The organism is Frigidibacter albus (assembly GCF_009908165.1).
GTDB classification, from domain to species: Bacteria; Pseudomonadota; Alphaproteobacteria; order Rhodobacterales; family Rhodobacteraceae; genus Frigidibacter; species Frigidibacter albus.
The window spans coordinates 61,879-78,545 of record NZ_JAAAUC010000007.1 but is presented as its reverse complement, the minus strand read 5'-3'; the positions used below and the strand labels follow the sequence as shown (position 1 = coordinate 78,545).

The following is a 16,667-nucleotide window of genomic DNA, read 5'->3' as shown; positions in this document are numbered from 1 at the left end:
GCAAAGCCCGTGATGGAGGACTGGTGCGATGAATGAACAGGCAGGACGGCGGGCGCGGGGCGGTGGCGGCGCGGCGCGGCGGGCAGAGCGCAGCGCGGTGCATTTCGAGACCGCGCGGTTCATCGAACGCAACATTCCTAATCTCGAGATCCTGAACGAGGAGGCGCTGGAGATCATCGAGCGCAATGCCGAGACGGTGCTGGCCGAGATCGGGGTGAATTTCGTCGAGAATCCCGGCGCGCTGGAACTGTGGCGCGCGGCGGGCGCGGATGTGCAGGGCGAACGGGTGCGGATCCCGCGGGGCCTCGCGCGGCAGCTCTGCGCCACCGCGCCGGGCCGGATCGTGCAGCACGCGCGCAACCCGGAGCGGACGGTGGAGATCGGCGGACGGTCCCTCGTGCTGGCCCCGGTCTATGGCCCGCCCTTCGTGCGCGATGCGGCTGGCGGTCGCCGCTATGCGACGATGGCCGATTTCAACAACTTCGTGAAACTCGGCTACATGTCGAAATGGCTGCACCATTCCGGCGGCACCGTCTGCGAGCCGACCGACGTGCCGGTGAACAAGCGCCATCTGGACATGCTGTTCGCGCATATGACGCTCAGCGACAAGCCCTACATGGGCTCTGTCACCGAGCCCAGCCGGGCGGCGGATTCGGTCGAGATGTCGAAGATCCTGTTTGGCGCCGAGTTCGTCGACCAGAACACGGTGATGACCAGCCTGATCAACATCAACTCGCCAATGACCTTCGACGGGATCATGATGGGCGCGCTGGAGGTCTATGCGAAGGCAAATCAGGCCTGCATCATCTCGCCCTTCATCGTCGGCGGGGCGATGGCGCCGGTGTCGGTGGCGGGGACGCTGACGCAGGTTCTGGCCGAGGTGCTGGCCGGGGTCGCCTACAGCCAGCTGGTGCGCAAGGGCGCGCCGGTGATCTTCGGGGCGTTCGTGACTTCCATCGACATGAACTCGGGCGCGCCGACCTTCGGAACCCCCGAGGCCAGCCACATCACCTATGGCGCCGGGCAATTGGCGCGGCGGCTGGGGCTGCCCTATCGCAGCGCCGGGGCGTTCTGCGGATCGAAGCTGCCCGACGCGCAGGCGGCCTACGAATCGGCCAATAGCCTGAACATGGGCCTGCTGTCGGGCGTGAACTTCATGCTGCATGCCTGCGGCTGGCTGGAGGGGGGGCTGGTGTCCAGCTACGAGAAGTTCGTGATGGATGCCGATCAGCTGGGGATCCTGCATCGCCTTGCCGCCGGGGTGCGCATGGATGAGGAAGCACAGGCGATGGACGCGATCCGCGAGGTGGGGCCGAGCGGGCATTATCTTGGCTGCGAACACACGCAGGCGAACTTCAAGGACGCGTTCTGGCGCACCGACCTGCTGGACTACAAACCCTTCGAGACCTGGGAGGAGGAGGGCGCGCGCGATACCGTGGCGCTGGCGTCCGAGCGGGTGAAGAAGCTGCTGGCGGATTACCAGAAGCCGGCGATTGATCCGGCCGTGGAAGAGGCGCTGGCCGCGTATGTCGCGCAGAAGAAGGCCGGGATGGCCGACGCTTTCCTGTAGATTTGTTGCACAATAAGAAACGATGGAAGGGGCGCCGCAGCGGGCGCCCTTTCGCATTCTGTTCTGAAGTTGGCTCAGGCGGCGGGGATGGCAGGGCGCGGCAGCAGCCGCACCTCGGCCATCATCGCGATCAGCACCTCGATATGCCGCGCCACCGAATAGCGGCCATCGCCAGCCTTCCGCGTCTCCTCCAGCAGCGCCTCCTCGGTCAGCAGCGCATCCAGCGCCCGTTCCGGCGCGGGCGGATGCGGCAGCCGCATCAAGCGCTTGAGGTCGCGGTTGCGGTTGTATTCCACCAGTCCTGCGCGCGCCGCGCGAATCAGCAGGGCCGGGCGGCGCAGCCCGGTGACCAGCAGGGCGAGCGGGTGGGCGGTGGGGGTGGTCGCGTCAGTGGCGGGGGGGATGGCTGCACCGGTCATGTCTGGTCCCTTTCTGAAGGTGATGGGGGACCATGCAGCAGCCTGCTGGGGCGTTGCGGAAATTGCACTGTCCCCGTTCGCTGGTTTTGGTTGGTGTTCATGTTTTGGAAACAATTATGGCTGTGACCTGTGGAGATTAACGAACCGGTAACCATTGCAACCCACGGTTGAAATCGTTCACGACCTGCGGCGTTGCAGCCGCAGCAGATACGGGGGAAAACCATGACCATGACCGTGGAGCTCGCTTCGGCGATGCCCGCCTGGCTGCCAAATGGCGCGCGGCTCTATCTGCGGCATATCGAGTGCGGCCAGTCGATCCGCGAGATCGCGCGGGCCGAGGGCTGCCATGCCTCGACGATCCTGCGCCGGGTGCGGCGCATCGAGAACCGCCGCGATGACCCCTTGGTGGACGAGGCGCTGTCGCGGCTCGGCCATCCCATCCCGCACCAACCTGTCCCAGTCAAGGAGACCCCGCCGATGAGCGCCCCGATCCGTTCCCCCCTCGCCGCATCCGAAGAGCAGACCGTTCTGCGCGAGGCGCGGCGGGTGCTGCGCCGGCTGTGCGAGCCGGGGGCGATCCTGGCGGTCGCGCCCGACATGGAGAAGGCGGCGGTGCTGAAGGGTGCAGTGCGCATCGCTGTGACCGACCGCACCGCGGCGCAGGCTTTTGCGCTGAAGGACTGGATCGCCTGCGCCCGCCAGCAGGGCCGCGTCGCGATCTATGAGATCACGGCGGCGGGGCGGGCGGCGCTGAAGCGGATGCTGGCGGAGGAGGCGGGCGGGTTCGCCGAGGCGCAGGCGGGGTTCGATCCGCAGCCCTTTGCCGACCAGCACCGGGTCTGGGCTGAACGCTCGGTGACGGAGTCGGGAGGCGAGCCGCGGCGGCTGCGGGTCAACCTTGCCGAAAGCCCGCTGGCGGTGCTGGCCCGGCGGCGAGAGAAGGATGGCCAGCCGTTCCTGACGCCGGATCTGGTGGCGGCTGCCGAGCGGCTGCGCGAGGATTTCGAACTGGCGCAGATGGGGCCGCGTGTGGCGCAGAACTGGGACCGCTTCCTGACCAGCGGCGACCGCGGCAGCTTTCAGCCCGAGGGTGGCCCGGCCGAGGGCCCGCGACGGGCGCGCGACCGGGTGGCGGCGGCGCTGCGCGACCTCGGCCCCGGCCTTGGTGACATGGCGCTGCGCTGCTGCTGCTATCTGGAGGGGCTGGAGACGGCAGAGCGCCGGATGGGCTGGTCGGCCCGGTCAGGCAAGATCGTCCTGCGGATCGCGCTGATGCGGCTGAAGCGGCATTATGACGAGACCTATGGCGGGGCCTCGCCGCTGATCGGCTAAACTCGCTTAATAGCTGCGGATCAGCCCGACCAGACGGCCCTGCACCTTCACCGCATGGTCGGGCAGCATCCGCGTTTCATAGGCGGGGTTCGCCGCTTCCAGCGCGATCATCCCACCCTTGCGGCGGAAGCGCTTCAGCGTCGCCTCGGCGCCCTCGACCAGCGCCACCACGATATCGCCATTCTCGGCGGTGGACTGTTCGCGGATCACCACGATGTCGCCGTCGTTGATCCCGGCCTCGATCATCGAATCGCCCTTCACCTCGAGCGCGTAATGCTGGCCGCGGCCCGAGAGCATCGAGCCCGGAACGGCGATATGGTGCGACACCTCGGAGATGGCTTCAATTGGCACACCGGCGGCGATGCGGCCCATCACCGGCACTTCTATCGAATGCAATACCGCAACCGCCATCGCCCCGGCGGGCGCGTCCACGCGGTCGCCGTCGATCACGCGGGGGGTGAAGGCGGGGGGCTCCGCCGCGGCGGCGGCGCGGCTGCGCTCCATCGCCTCGGGCAGTTTCACGATCTCGATGGCGCGGGCGCGATGGGCAAGGCGGCGGATGAAGCCCCGCTCCTCCAGCGCCGTGATCAGCCGGTGGATGCCGGATTTGGAGCGCAGGTCCAGCGCTTCCTTCATTTCGTCGAACGAGGGCGGAACGCCGTCATGGTCCATCCGTTTCTGGATGAAATCCAGCAGTTCCAGTTGCTTGCGCGTCAGCATCGCCTATCCCCCGCGGTTCCGGGCCAGGCCCGTTTCCCGAATGTTCTAACCGCGTTCCCGTTTTGTGTCAACGGTTTCGGCGGATCAGAGCGTGATGTACTGGGCCACGTCGCCCGCCTTTCGCGGCCCGTCCTCGGCGGGCCGCACCAGCAGCGCCACGGCCTCGGTCAGCAGCCGCAGGCGCGAGCTGTCCTGGCTGGCAAAGGGCGTGATCCGGGGCAGGCCATCGCCCGCCTCCAGCCGCGACCGCATGTAATGGGCGCGGGGGCCGTTGGCCGGCAGATCCTCGGCCAGCACCGCGCGCCGCGTCGCCACCACCCCCGGCAGCCCCTGCATCGCCGCCAGCAGCGGCAGCAGGAACAGATGCGCGCAGACGATTGACGACACCGGGTTCCCCGGCAGCCCCAGCATCACCGCGCCGCCCAAGCGGCCCGCCATCAGCGGCTTGCCGGGGCGCATGGCGATCTTCCAGAAGGCCCGCTCCATCCCCAGGTCGGCCGCGACCTTGCCCACCAGATCATGGTCCCCGACCGAGGCGCCGCCAATGGTGACGATCACATCCGCCCCCTCCGCCAGCGCGAATCCCTGCTGCAGGCTCGCCTCGCTGTCGCGCGCGATGGGCAGCATCCGCACCCTGGCGCCCGCGGCCTCGGCCATCGCTGCCAGCGCGAAGCTGTTCGAGGCGATGATCTGGTCGGGGCCGGGGTCTTCGCCCGGCATCACCAGCTCATCCCCGGTGGCGAGGATCGCCACCTCGGGCCGCCGCGCCACCGAGACTTCGGGCAGGTTCATGCTGGCCAGCAGCGCCAGCTCCACCGGACGCAGGCGGCGCGGGGCTTCGAGGGCGTCGCCCGCCCGGAAATCGGCGCCCTGCGGGCGGATATGGGTCTGCGCTTCCAGCTTGTCGCCGAGGGTGATGCGGCCCCCATCGCGGCTGACGTCCTCCTGCAGCACCACGCGTTCCGCGCCCGCAGGCACCGGCGCGCCGGTGAAGATCCGCACGGCAGTGCCGGGTGCGAGGCTGCCCGCAAAGCCATGCCCCGCGCCGGCCTCGCCGGCCACGGCCAGCACCGCGCCGGGGACATGGTCGGCCTCGCGGATCGCGTAGCCGTCCATCGCCGAGGCGGCAAAGGGCGGCTGGTCGCGCTGCGCCAGCGCCGGATACAGCAGCACCCGGCCGGCCGCGGCGCGCAGGGCGACCTGCTCTGGCACCGCCTGCGGCGCGAGTGCCAGCACCCGGGCGAGCGCTTCGGCGACAGAGATCATGGGGGTGATCACGGGGCGGCCTCGTAGGTGCCGGACTTGCCGCCTGCTTTAAGGACGACCCGCAACCCTTCGATCCGCATGGATTTTTCGGCGGCCTTGAGCATGTCGTAGACCGTCAGCGCCGCGACCGACACTGCCGTCAGCGCCTCCATCTCCACCCCGGTCTGGCCGGTGGTCTTGACGGTGGCGGTTATGCGGATGCCGGGGAGGGCCTCGTCCGCCTCCAACTCCACCGCGACCTTCGTGATCGGCAACGGATGGCAGAGCGGGATCAGGTCGGCGGTCTTCTTGGCGGCCATGATCCCCGCCAGCCGTGCGACCCCCAGCACGTCGCCCTTCTTGGCAGTGCCTGCGGTCACCAGCGCCAGCGTCTCGGGCGCCATCACCACGCAGCCGGTTGCCACCGCGACCCGGTCCGTCACCGCCTTGTCCGAGACATCGACCATATGCGCCCGGCCCTCGGCATCGAAATGCGTGAGGGTCATGGCCGCGGCTCTGCCAGTGTCGGGACCGGCGCGGCAAGGATCGCGCGGGTTGCCGCCGTCACATCCGCCTGCCGCATCAGGCTTTCGCCGATGAGGAAGCTGCGCGCCCCGACCTCGGCCATTTCCGCCAGATCGGCGGGGGTGAAGAGCCCGCTTTCGCAGACCAGCCGCCGGTCGGCAGGCAGGCGCGGCGCAAGGCGGCGGGTGGTGTCGAGCGTCACCTCGAAGGTCTTGAGGTTGCGGTTGTTGACGCCGATCAGCGGGGATTGCAGCGCCAGCGCGCGGTCCAGCTCTGCCTCGTCATGCACCTCGATCAGCACATCCATGCCCCAGCCCTGCGCGGCGGCTTCCAGCTCGGCGGCCTGCATGTCGGACACGCTGGCCATGATGATCAAGATGCAATCGCCGCCCCAGGCCCGAGCCTCGACGACCTGATAGGTGTCATAGAGGAAATCCTTGCGCAGGCAGGGCAGCTCGCAGGCGGTGCGGGCGGCGGTCAGGAACTCCGGCGCGCCCTGGAAGGAGGGGCTGTCGGTCAGCACCGAAAGGCAGGTCGCCCCGCCCGCCGCATAGGCACGCGCCAGCGAGGCCGGGTCGAAATCGGCGCGGATCAGGCCCTTGGAGGGGCTGGCCTTCTTGATCTCGGCGATCAGGCCATAGCCGGTGACCGAGGCTGCAGCGAGCGCCGCCGCGAAGCCGCGCGGCGGGTCCGCGGCGCGGGCGGCCTCCTCGACTCCGGCAAGGGGACGGGCCGCCTTGGCGGCGGCGATTTCATCCAGCTTGTAGCGCTTGATCTTGTCGAGAATATCCATGGGGCTTTCATAGCCGGGTGGGGAGGGCTTGGGAAGTCGCGCTTGCCAAGCCACTGTCAGAGGGCTGCGCCTGTCCGCCGGGTGGGCGAGCAACGCTAATCCTAGGCGCTTTATGGTTCAACATACCCCCCAGGATTTCTAGGGGCTGACGTTGCAAAGCGCCCGCCCGAGGGGGGTGATGAGCGACAAGAAATCCTCCAGTGGAGGATTTCCGCGAAGAACGCCCGGCCCGTGGCCGGGCCGGGAGGCGGGCGCTGCCCGGCGGCGCCAAGGCGCCTTGATTCCGGGCAAGGGAAGGAAGGCAAGGGAAGGAACGGAAGGAACGCCACGGAACTCGGCGCGGCCTTTCACCCCGCCCAGTCCACCGGCACCTCCCCCTGCGCCGCCAGCCAAGCATTCACGCGGCTGAACGGGCGCGACCCGAAGAACCCCCGCCGCGCAGAGAGGGGCGAGGGATGCGCCGTCTCGATCCGCAGATGCGCGCCCGCAGGCGGAGCCACAATCGCCGCCCCCACCTTCTGCGCATGGGCCCCCCAGAGCAGGAAGGCCGCCCGCCGCCGCGCCGACACCTCCGCCAGTACCTCGGCCGCCAGCCGGTCCCAGCCCCACTTCGCATGGGCCCCGGCCGCCCCGGCGGGCACGCTCAGGGCCGTGTTCAGCAGCAGCACCCCTTGCCGCGCCCAATGCGACAGGTCGCCATCCGCCGGGCGCGCGCCGATATCGCCTTCCATCTCGCGGTAGATATTCGCCAGCGAGCGCGGCAGCGCCACCCCCGGTGCAACCGAGAAGGCGAGGCCGTTGGCATGGCCGGGCGTGGGGTAGGGGTCTTGCCCGAGGATCACCACCCGCACCGCCTCCACCGGCGTCAGCGCCAGCGCGGCAAACCGCTGCGCCTCGGGCGGCAGCACCGGCCCCGGCTCAGAGGCCAGCCGTGCGGCAATCCCCGGCCAGTCCCGCGCGAAGAACGGCAGATGGCCCCAGCCCGCCGCGACCACCTCTGCCGGAGCGCTCATGCCAGCGGCGACAAGGCCGCCAGCGCCGCCACGCGTGCGGCAGCGGCACCGCTGTCGATGCTCTCCACCGCCAGCTCCACGCCCTCCTTGAGGCTCACAGCCCGCTCTGCCACCACCAGCGCCGCGGCGGCGTTCAGCAGCACGGCATCGCGGTAAGCCCCCGGCGCGCCCGCAAGCAGCGCCCGGAACGCCACCGCATTCTCTGCCGGCATCCCGCCGAGGATCGCCTCGAACGGATGCACCGGCAGGCCGGCCTCCTCGGGGTGCAGCTCGAACTCGCTCACCGCGCCGTCCTCCAGCGCCGCGACCCAGCTGACGCCGCAGATCGACAGCTCATCGGTGCCATCGCCGCCATGCACCAGCCAGGCCCGGTCGGAGCCAAGCGCGCCCAGAACCTCGGCCATCGGCCGGATCCAATCGCGCGAGAAGGCGCCGGTCAGCTGGCGCTTCACCCCCGCCGGATTGGTCAGGGGCCCCAGCAGGTTGAACACGGTGCGGGTGCCGATCTCGGTGCGCGGACCCATCACATGGCGCATCGCGGGATGGTGCATCGGCGCCATCATGAAGCCGATGCCGCATTCGGTCAGCGCCCGTTCCACCACCTCCGGCCCGACCATCACATTGATGCCCATGGCCGACAGCGCATCCGCCGCCCCCGATTTGGACGAGAGGTTCCGGTTGCCATGCTTGGCCACCGGTACCCCGGCCCCCGCCACCACGAAGGCGGTCGCGGTCGAGATGTTCAGCGTGCCCTTGCCATCGCCCCCCGTGCCGACGATGTCCATTGCCCCCGCGGGCGCCGTCACCGCCACGCATTTGCTGCGCATGACGCGGGCGGCGGCGGTGATCTCGGCCACCGTCTCGCCGCGGCTGCGCAGCGCCAGCAGGAAGCCGCCGATCTGCGCCGGGGTCGCCTCACCCTCGAACAGCGCCTCGAAGGCCGTCGTCGCCTCGGCCTCGGTCAGCGGGCGGTCGCAGGCGGGCCCCAGCATCGGCTTCAGCCGGTCGCTCATGCCGGCACCGCCGCAAGGTCAAGGAAGTTGCGCAGGATCTGGTGGCCATGCTCGCTGGCGATGCTCTCGGGGTGGAACTGCACGCCCTCGATCGGCAGTTCGCGGTGGCGCAGGCCCATGATCGTGCCATCCTCGACCTCGGCGGTGATCTCGAGGCAGCCCGGCAGGCTGCTCCGCTCCACCATCAGCGAGTGATAGCGCGTGGCCTGGAAGGGCGAGGGCAGGCCGCGGAACACGCCTTTGCCCTCATGGATCACGGTGCCCATCTTGCCATGCACGATCTGCGGGGCGCGGATCACCTTGCCGCCGAACGCCTCGCCAATGGTCTGGTGCCCGAGGCAGACCCCCAGCAGCGGCGTGCGGGTTTCGGCGGCAGCGGCGGTCAGCGCCAGGCAGATCCCCGCCTGCGCCGGATCGCAGGGGCCGGGGCTCAGCACGATCGCCGAGGGGTTCAGCGCCATCGCCTGCTGCACGTCGAGCGCGTCATTGCGGCGCACCAGAACCTCGGCACCAAGCTCGCCCAGATAATGCACGAGGTTGTAGGTAAAGCTGTCATAGTTGTCGATGAGCAGAAGCATCGGGCGCGCTTTCGTCTGGGGTCGGGGTCTGGTGGGCAAGGGGGATGCACCTTGCGGCGGGTCCGGCTATAGATGCCCCCGCGGGGCCGCCGGGGTCAAGGGCGCTTGGCTGCTGGCTGCCGCGGCGAGGGCTTGCGCAGCTTGCGGCGACGGACGCAGAATGCGGCAGACAATCGGCCCCCCGGGGCCGCAGGAATGGCAAGATCCCGGCGCCGCGTGGTGCAGCGGGGCTGGTAAGGGGGCAGGCATGGGTCTGGGCAGGGGCGTGATATTCGGGGCGATCTGGGGCATGCTCGCCTCGGCGCTGCTGCTGGTGGTGCTGTCGCTCGCCGCGCCCGCGCCGCAGGGGGAGATGGCGGAGGCGGAGCCCGCTGCCCTGGCCCCCGCCGCGCCCGAGGTCTCCCCCGACCTCGCCCCGACCCTTGCCGCGCCGCAGGCCGCCGAAGACGGCCCTGCGCTGCCCGAACCGATGCCCGCCGCGCCGGACCTGCCGCCGGGCCTCGCCGCCGCGCCGCAGGCGCCGGGCGGGGTGGGGGAGGCGCCTGTGCAGGCCGCGCCGGTCGATCCCGCGGGTGATGCCCCGCAGGTCCCGGCCGTGGTCGGTGCCGCACCGCCCGCCCCAGGTGACGATGACGTGGCTGCTTCGGGCGAGCCGGCATCCGAGCCTGGCGCCGAGGTCGCAAGCGAGTCCACGGCAGCCGCCGACGATGCCCGCCCCTCCGCCGCCGAAGCCTCCGCCCCCGTCGCCAGCCTGATCCCCACTCCCTATGGCAGCGAGTTCGCCCGCGAGGCGCCCGACGTCTCCCCGGCGCTCCCCGCCACGGAAGCCGCGCCGTCCGCCACCCCGGCACCGCGCCCCGCCGCGGCGGCCCCGGACGTCCCCACCAGCGCCGGTCTCGATGCCGCGTCCGCGCCGCAACCCTCGGCCAGCGCCGCCCCGGCCGCGCCGATGGCGCCTGCGAGCCCGCCCGAAACCTCCGGCGCCATCGCCGCGGCCCCGACCGCACCGCGCCCCGAGGCCAGCGCTCCCGGCCTCGTCCAGCCGCTCCCGCAGCGCGGCGCCGAACCTGCGCTGCCGGTGACGCCGGCGCGTGAGTCCGCTCCCGACGCCGCTGCGACAGAGCCGGCGCCCGAGGCCATTGCCGAAGCCGATCCGGCGCCCCAGCCTGAACCGGCCGAACCCGCCCGCACCCTGCCTCGACCCGCCCCGGAGCCCGGTTTCCGCCAGGCGACGGGCATCAGGGTCAACCAGCTGCCCAAGATCGGCGATGCCGTGCTTCCCGGCCCGCTGCCGGGCGCCGAGCCGCCCGCCGAGCTTGCCCCCGAGGCGCTTCCGGCCCTCGCCGCCCATGCGGCTGCCTTCACCGCCGCCCCCGAGGCGCCGCTGCTGGCCATCGTGCTGATCGACGACCGCTCCGGCCCCAATGCTGGCCCCGCCATCGCCGCGGATCTGCTGGCCGATCTGCCCTTCCCGGTGACCATCGCGCTCGACCCTGCCGCCCCCGGCGCCGCCGAGGCGGCCCGCGCCCACCGCGCCGCGGGGCAGGAGGTGGCGATCCTCGCTGGCCTGCCGCGCGGCGCAACGCCGTCGGATCTGGAAGTCTCCTGGCAGGCCTTCATGCAGACGCTGCCCGAGGCCGTGGCGGTGCTCGACGCGCCCGCCGCGCGCCTGCAGAACGACCGCCGTCTGGCCGAGCAGCTGATGCTGCTGGCGGGCGAGGAGGGGCATGGCCTGCTGACCTGGGATATCGGCCTCAATCCCGCCGCGCAGCTGGCCGCGGCCGCCTCGGTGCCGCAGGCGCAGGTGTTCCGCCGCCTCGATGCCGAACAGGAAACCGCCCCCGTCATCGGCCGCTACCTCGACCGCGCCGCCTTCGAGGCGACCCGCAGCGGCGCGGTGGTGGTGACCGCCAGTACAAGGCCCGAGACGTTGGCCGCGATCCTCGACTGGGCCGTCAGCCAAAGCCGCGCCGTCACCCTGGCCCCGCTCTCTGCGGTGCTGATGCGGGACTTCTAAGCCCTGTCAGGCTTCTTGCTGGCGCAAATATCCCACGGGGGTCCGGGGGTGTGAAACCCCCGGCGCCGGCCAAGGGCGCTTCCTCAGCCGTTCCCGCGCCGCACGAACACCCCGGCATCCTCGGCCGCACGCATCAGCGCCCGGCTCTTGTTCACCGTCTCCAGCCATTCCGCCTCGGGGGCGCTGTCATAGACGACGCCGCCGCCCGACTGCACGTAGAGCTTGCCGTCCTTCAGCACCGCGGTGCGCAGGGCGATGCACATGTCCATCTCGCCACTGGCCGAGAAATAGCCCGCGCCGCCGCCATAGACGCCGCGCTTTTCCGGCTCCAGCTCGTCGATGATCTCCATCGCCCGGACCTTGGGCGCGCCCGACACGGTGCCCGCCGGCAGGCCCGCCAGCAGCGCCGACAGCGCGTCCTCGCCCTCCGCGATCTGGCCGACGACGTTCGACACGATGTGCATCACGTGCGAATAGCGCTCGATCACGAATTTCTCGGTCGGATGCACGGTGCCGATCTTCGCCACCCGGCCGACATCGTTGCGCCCGAGGTCGAGCAGCATCAGATGCTCGGCCAGTTCCTTCGGGTCCGACAGCAGATCCGCCTCCAGCGCGCGGTCCTCTTCCGGCGTCGCGCCGCGCGGCCGCGTGCCAGCAATCGGGCGCACCGTCACCTCGCCGTCGCGCAGCCGCACCAGGATCTCGGGGCTCGCGCCGATGATCTGGAAGCCGCCCATGTTCAGGAAGAACATGAAGGGCGAGGGGTTGGTGCGGCGCAGGCTCCGGTAGAGCGCGAAGGGCGGCAGCGGAAAGTCCTGGGTCCAGCGCTGGCTGGGAACCACCTGAAAGATGTCGCCGGCGCGGATGTAGTCCTTCGCCTTCTCGACCGCGGCCTTGTAGCCGTCCTTGGTGAAGTTCGACACCGGCGCGCCCACCACCGTCGCCTCGCCAAGGCTGCGGCTGTCGCTGGCCGGCTGGCGGTCGAGGTCGCGCACCGCGTCCATCACCCGCTCGGCCGCCTGCGCATAGGCGGCGCGGGCCGAAAGGCCCGAACTGGCCCAGGCCGGCGCCAGCACCGTCACCTCGCCCTTGACCCCGTCCAGCACCGCCACCACCGAAGGGCGCAGCAGCATCGCATCGGGCACGCCGATCGGGTCGGGGTTGATGTTCGGCAGATGCTCGACCAGACGGATCATGTCATAGCCGAGATAGCCGAACAGGCCGGCGGCAATCGGCGGCAGTCCGGCCGGCATGTCGATATGGATCTCGGCCAGCAGCGCGCGCAGCAGGTCGAGCGGGTGGCCCTCCTGATCCTCGAACCCGGCGGCATCGAAGCGCGCCTGCCGGTTGATGCGGGCCTGCGTGCCGCGGCATTCCCAGATCAGGTCGGGCTTCATGCCCACGACGGAGTAGCGCCCGCGCACCTCGCCCCCGGTCACGCTTTCCAGCATGAAGGACAGCGGCCCGGCCTCGGCCAGTTTCAGCATCAGCGAGACCGGCGTATCGAGATCGGCGGCCAGACGTGTCCAGACCAGCTGGTTCTTCCCCGCATCATATCCGGCTTCGAATTCGGCGAAGGAAGGGGTCAGGGCCACGGGACTTGTCCTTGGATTGCCGATGAACGGCCTTGGGTCTGGGGAAGCAGGCCGGGCGCGCCCGGCCCTGCCGTTACGGCATCTGGGCGTGGACGGCGTTGATCGCGGACTGGTTCAGCGTCACGCCGGCCTCGTCCTCGATGGCGCGGGTGAACAGCTCCAGCGCGTCCTGCGCGATGCCCTGGCGCGCCTGGGTGTCGAGCGCGGTGCGCATCTGCGCTGCGGCCTCGTCCTCGGCGGCCGGCAGTGCGACGGAAGTCAGCCGCACCACATGGGCCGAGGCACCGTCGGTGCCGTCGCCCGCCAAGGCGCGGGTCTCGCCCTCGGCCATCTCGAACACCGCCTCGACGCCGCCCTCGGGCAGCCCCTCGACAAAGCCGTCGCGGGTGATCGGGGCAACGTCCGTCACCTCCAGCCCGCGGTCGGCGGCCGCGGCGGCAAGGTCGGGCGCGGCGGCGAGCGCCTCGGCCTCGGTCAGCAGGCGGCTGGAGGTTTCGGCCTCGATCCACAGCGCCGTCGCCTGCTCACGCACCTCGGCCAGTGGCCGCAGCGTCGGCTCGCGCACCTCGTCAAGCTGCAGCGCGAAGACGCCGCCATCTTCCATCTCATGCAGTTCGGGGAAGTCATCCGGGGTTGCGGCCAGCGCGACCTCGCGGACCTCGATATAGGCGGCAAGTCCCTCGCCGCCCTCGGCGGTCACCTCGACCGTGCCAAACTCCATCCCCGCCTCGGCTGCCAGCTCCTGCAGCGTGGCACCGCCAGCCAAGAGGTCATCAAGCTCCTGCGCGCGGTCGGCGATCATCCGGCGGGCGCGGTCCAGCGCCACCTCTTCGGACAGGCTGTCCTGCGCCTCCTCGAAGCTGACCTCCTGCGCCAGCAGGATCGCGTTCATCGCATAAAGCGCCGGGCCCAGATCGGATGGCAGCGGCCCGACAACGCCGGTGGCCTCCAGCGCGAACACACCTTCGCCCGCAGCGCCAAGCTCGGCTTGCGTCACCTCGCCCAGGTCTACATCCTGCAGGGCCAGGCCGCGTTCGTTGACCAGCTGTTCAAAGCTGACATCGCCCGCATCGATCCGCGCCTTGGCGGTCGCCGCCTCTTCCTCGGTCCCGAACACCAGCTGCTCCACCATCCGCCGCTCCGGCTGCACGAATTCCGCAATCCGTGCGTCGTATTCCGCGCGCAGTGCCGCCTCGTCCATGGGCACCTCGTCCAGCATCGCCTCGGGCGAGAGCCAGGCATAGGACAGCACGCGGGTCTCGGGCGCGGTGAAGGGGGCAGGGTTCCCGGCGTGGAAGGCGACAAGCTGGTCATCGGTCGGCTCCGGGACCGGCTCGGTCAGCAGATCCGCCGTCAGCACCACATGGTCAAAGCCGCGCGCCTCGCCGGCCCAGGTGGCAATCGCCTCGACATAGGCCGCCGGCGCGGCGATCCCGCCCGCCACCGCGCCCTGCAGCAGCACCCGCGCCGCCTCGTCGCGCAATTCGGCTTCGAATTCGGTTTCGGTCAGGCCCTGCTGGCGCAGCGCCAGCGTATACAGCTCGCGGTCGAACTGGCCGTCGATGCCGCGGAAGGTGCTGGCGCCGATGATCTGGTCGCGCACCTGCCCGTCGCCGGCCGACAGCCCGATCCGGTCCGCTTCGACATCCATCGCCGCCCCGGCGATCAGCCGGGCGCGCACGCCCTGGTCAAGGCCGAAGGCCTGGGCCTGCGCAAGGCTGATCGGCTGGCCGAACTGTGCCGACAGCGCATCCACCTCAGCGCGCAGGGCGCGGGCGTAATCGTTGACGTCCACCTCGCGGTCCCCGACCGTGGCCACGCTCTGCGTCGCGCCGCCGAAGCTCGTCACCCCAAAGCCGCCAAGGCCCAGGATCAGCATGGCCATCAGCAGCCAGACGACGGTGTTGGCACCCTTGCGCCGAAGTCCCTTTGCCATGCCCATCCCCTGCACATTATCCAACCGTTCCGGGCTGTTTACGGGTTCGGCCGTTCCGGGGCAAGGCTCCGCGCGGCGCGAAGGCTCAGAAGGCCAGCCGCTCCAGCCGGTCGAACAGCGCGCCGATCCCGGCAGCATCGACATTGGCAAAAGCGATACGCAACTGCCGCGCGCCCGCCGGGTCCTCGGCAGGCATGAACATGGTGCCCGGCAGCAGCAGCACGCCCGCCTCACGCACCAGCGCCCGTGCGAAGGCGGGCGAGGGCAGCGGGTGCGGATGCTCGACATAGGCGAAATAGGCGCCGCAGCCCAGCAGCCGCCAGCCCTCCAGCCGGGCAAAGCCCTGCACCATCGCCGCGCGCCGCGCCAGAATCTCCAGCCGCTCGCCTGCCACCCAGCCGCGCAGATTGCGCATCCCCCACAAGGCCGCGATCTGGCCAAGCTGGCCGGGGCAGATGGCGACGGTGTCGAGGAACTTCTCCACCTGCGCCAGCCGCGCGGCACTGGCGGTGATCGCCCCCACCCGGTGCCCGGTCAGCCGGTAGGCCTTGGAGAAGCTGTAAAGCTGGATCAGCGTGCCCGCCCAATCCGGATCGGTGAACAGGTCATGCGGCGCGCCGCTGCGGCTGTCGAAATCGCGGTAGGTCTCGTCCACAACCAGCGCGATCCCGCGGGACTGCGCCAGATCGTGGAAGGCGCGCAGTACCTCCGCCGGATATTCCACGCCGCCCGGATTGTTGGGGCTGACCAGCACGATGGCCCGGGTCCGCGGCCCGATCAGCTGCGCCGCCGCCTCGGGGTCTGGGATCAGCCCGTCCCCCGTCGCCAGCGGCACCGCCCCGACGCCCTGCATGTCCAGCCACATCTTGTGGTTGAAATACCACGGGGTCGGCAGGATCACCTCATCCCCGGCGCCGGCGAGCGTGGACATCACCGCGCAGAACGCCTGATTGCAGCCCTGGGTGATCGCCACCTGATCCGGCGCCACCACGCCGCCATAGGCCGCTGACCACTGCGCCGCCACCTCGGCCCGCAACGCCGGCAGCCCCAGCACCGGCCCATAAAGATGCGCCGCCGGATCCTCGAGCGCCGCCCGCGCAATCTCCTGCCGCAGCGCCAGGGGGGGCGGATCGACCGGTGCCGCCTGGCTGACATTGATCAGCGGCCGCCCTTCGGGAAACACCATCCCATCGAGCCAGCGCCGCGCCTCCATCACCGGAGGCAGGAACGTCGCTTCCATCGCGGGGTTCAGCGGGTGGATCATCGGGGCGCACCTGTGTTTCTTGCTGGGTGAAATATCCCGGGGGTGCGGGGGCTGGCCCCCGCTGCCTTGACCTGTGCGGGGGCTGGCCCCCGCTGCCTTGGCCTGTGCGGGGAATGCCCTCCGCTTCTGGCCCCCGCTGCTGTCAGTCCGCCCCGCGGAACGGCTGCACATATTGCAGCGCCATGTCCCAGGGGAAGAAGATCCAGGTATCCTGGCTGACCTCGGTCACGAAGGTATCCACCTGCTTGCGACCCTGCGGCTTGGAATAGACCGTGGCGAAATGCGCCTTGGGATAGAGGCTGCGAACCAGCTCCAGCGTCTTGCCGGTATCGACCAGATCATCGACGACCAGGATGCCGGTGCCATCGCCCATCAGCTCGGCCTGCGGGCTTTTCGTCACCACCGCATCCTTCTGCGCCTGATGGCTGTAGCTTTTCACGCTGATCGTATCGACGACCCGGATGTCCAGCTCGCGGCTGACGATCATCGCCGGCACGAGGCCACCGCGGGTGATGCCCACCACCGCGCGCCAGCCGCCGTCATCGGGTCCGTGGCCCTGCAGCCGCCAGGCCAGCGCCCGCGCGTCGCGGTGCAGCTGGTCCCAGCTGACGTGAAAGCCCTTTTCATGCGGCAGCCGGTCGGACATG

At 70.5% G+C, this 16,667-nt stretch carries 15 protein-coding genes; 3 read left to right on the top strand and 12 right to left on the bottom strand.

Annotation, left to right across the window (positions count from 1 at the left end; genetic code table 11):
• Positions 1-28 precede the first annotated feature (28 nt).
• Positions 29-1,570 carry a trimethylamine methyltransferase family protein gene (locus GVY41_RS12015; protein ID WP_161346949.1) on the top strand — a complete coding sequence of 514 codons (1,542 nt, stop codon included), beginning with the start codon at positions 29-31 and terminating at the stop codon, positions 1,568-1,570.
• Between the two features lie 74 nt (positions 1,571-1,644).
• Here GVY41_RS12015 and GVY41_RS12010 read toward each other — a convergent pair whose 3' ends face one another.
• Entirely contained in the window at positions 1,645-1,989 is a 345-nt protein-coding gene (locus tag GVY41_RS12010) for a DUF6477 family protein (protein WP_229726044.1), read from the bottom strand.
• Between the two features lie 222 nt (positions 1,990-2,211).
• Here GVY41_RS12010 and GVY41_RS12005 point away from each other — a divergent pair, with 222 nt between their 5' ends.
• Positions 2,212-3,321, top strand: a complete 1,110-nt coding sequence (locus GVY41_RS12005; protein ID WP_161346951.1) for a DUF6456 domain-containing protein — start codon at positions 2,212-2,214, stop codon at positions 3,319-3,321.
• A gap of 6 nt (positions 3,322-3,327) precedes the next feature.
• Here the strand turns inward: GVY41_RS12005 and lexA are convergent, their stop codons facing one another.
• The 7 genes from lexA to GVY41_RS11970 form a co-directional block, all read right to left on the bottom strand.
• Positions 3,328-4,041 (bottom strand): transcriptional repressor LexA, encoded by a 714-nt coding sequence (gene lexA, locus GVY41_RS12000; protein ID WP_161346953.1) that lies wholly within the window; start codon positions 4,039-4,041, stop codon positions 3,328-3,330.
• 84 nt (positions 4,042-4,125) lie between these two features.
• A complete protein-coding gene (locus tag GVY41_RS11995) occupies positions 4,126-5,307 on the bottom strand; it encodes a molybdopterin molybdotransferase MoeA (protein ID WP_161347115.1) in 1,182 nt (393 codons plus the stop codon).
• 8 nt (positions 5,308-5,315) lie between these two features.
• A complete protein-coding gene (moaC, locus tag GVY41_RS11990) occupies positions 5,316-5,792 on the bottom strand; it encodes a cyclic pyranopterin monophosphate synthase MoaC (protein WP_161346955.1) in 477 nt (158 codons plus the stop codon).
• Positions 5,789-6,604, bottom strand: coding sequence for an indole-3-glycerol phosphate synthase TrpC (gene trpC / locus GVY41_RS11985; protein ID WP_161346957.1), 816 nt, complete (start codon positions 6,602-6,604; stop codon positions 5,789-5,791). Before trpC ends, moaC begins: the two co-directional genes overlap by 4 nt.
• Before the next feature lie 347 nt (positions 6,605-6,951).
• Positions 6,952-7,617 carry a uracil-DNA glycosylase gene (locus GVY41_RS11980; RefSeq protein WP_161346959.1) on the bottom strand — a complete coding sequence of 222 codons (666 nt, stop codon included), beginning with the start codon at positions 7,615-7,617 and terminating at the stop codon, positions 6,952-6,954.
• Positions 7,614-8,630 (bottom strand): anthranilate phosphoribosyltransferase, encoded by a 1,017-nt coding sequence (gene trpD / locus GVY41_RS11975; RefSeq protein ID WP_161346961.1) that lies wholly within the window; start codon positions 8,628-8,630, stop codon positions 7,614-7,616. Before trpD ends, GVY41_RS11980 begins: the two co-directional genes overlap by 4 nt.
• A complete protein-coding gene (locus tag GVY41_RS11970; protein WP_161346963.1) occupies positions 8,627-9,208 on the bottom strand; it encodes an anthranilate synthase component II in 582 nt (193 codons plus the stop codon). The genes trpD and GVY41_RS11970 overlap by 4 nt, the downstream gene beginning before the upstream one ends.
• A 247-nt stretch (positions 9,209-9,455) precedes the next feature.
• On the opposite strand from GVY41_RS11970, the gene GVY41_RS11965 reads away from it, so the two are divergent.
• Positions 9,456-11,225, top strand: coding sequence for a divergent polysaccharide deacetylase family protein (locus GVY41_RS11965; protein ID WP_161346965.1), 1,770 nt, complete (start codon positions 9,456-9,458; stop codon positions 11,223-11,225).
• 83 nt (positions 11,226-11,308) lie between these two features.
• Here GVY41_RS11965 and trpE read toward each other — a convergent pair whose 3' ends face one another.
• The 4 genes from trpE to gpt form a co-directional block, all read right to left on the bottom strand.
• Positions 11,309-12,820 carry an anthranilate synthase component I gene (gene trpE, locus GVY41_RS11960; RefSeq protein WP_161346967.1) on the bottom strand — a complete coding sequence of 504 codons (1,512 nt, stop codon included), beginning with the start codon at positions 12,818-12,820 and terminating at the stop codon, positions 11,309-11,311.
• Positions 12,821-12,893: 73 nt separating this feature from the next.
• Positions 12,894-14,756: a SurA N-terminal domain-containing protein gene (locus GVY41_RS11955; protein ID WP_161346969.1), complete on the bottom strand. Its 1,863-nt coding sequence runs from the start codon at positions 14,754-14,756 to the stop codon at positions 12,894-12,896.
• 85 nt (positions 14,757-14,841) lie between these two features.
• Positions 14,842-16,020, bottom strand: coding sequence for an aminotransferase (locus tag GVY41_RS11950; protein ID WP_161346971.1), 1,179 nt, complete (start codon positions 16,018-16,020; stop codon positions 14,842-14,844).
• Between the two features lie 142 nt (positions 16,021-16,162).
• Positions 16,163-16,666, bottom strand: coding sequence for a xanthine phosphoribosyltransferase (gene gpt, locus GVY41_RS11945; RefSeq protein WP_161346973.1), 504 nt, complete (start codon positions 16,664-16,666; stop codon positions 16,163-16,165).
• Position 16,667 lies beyond the last annotated feature (1 nt).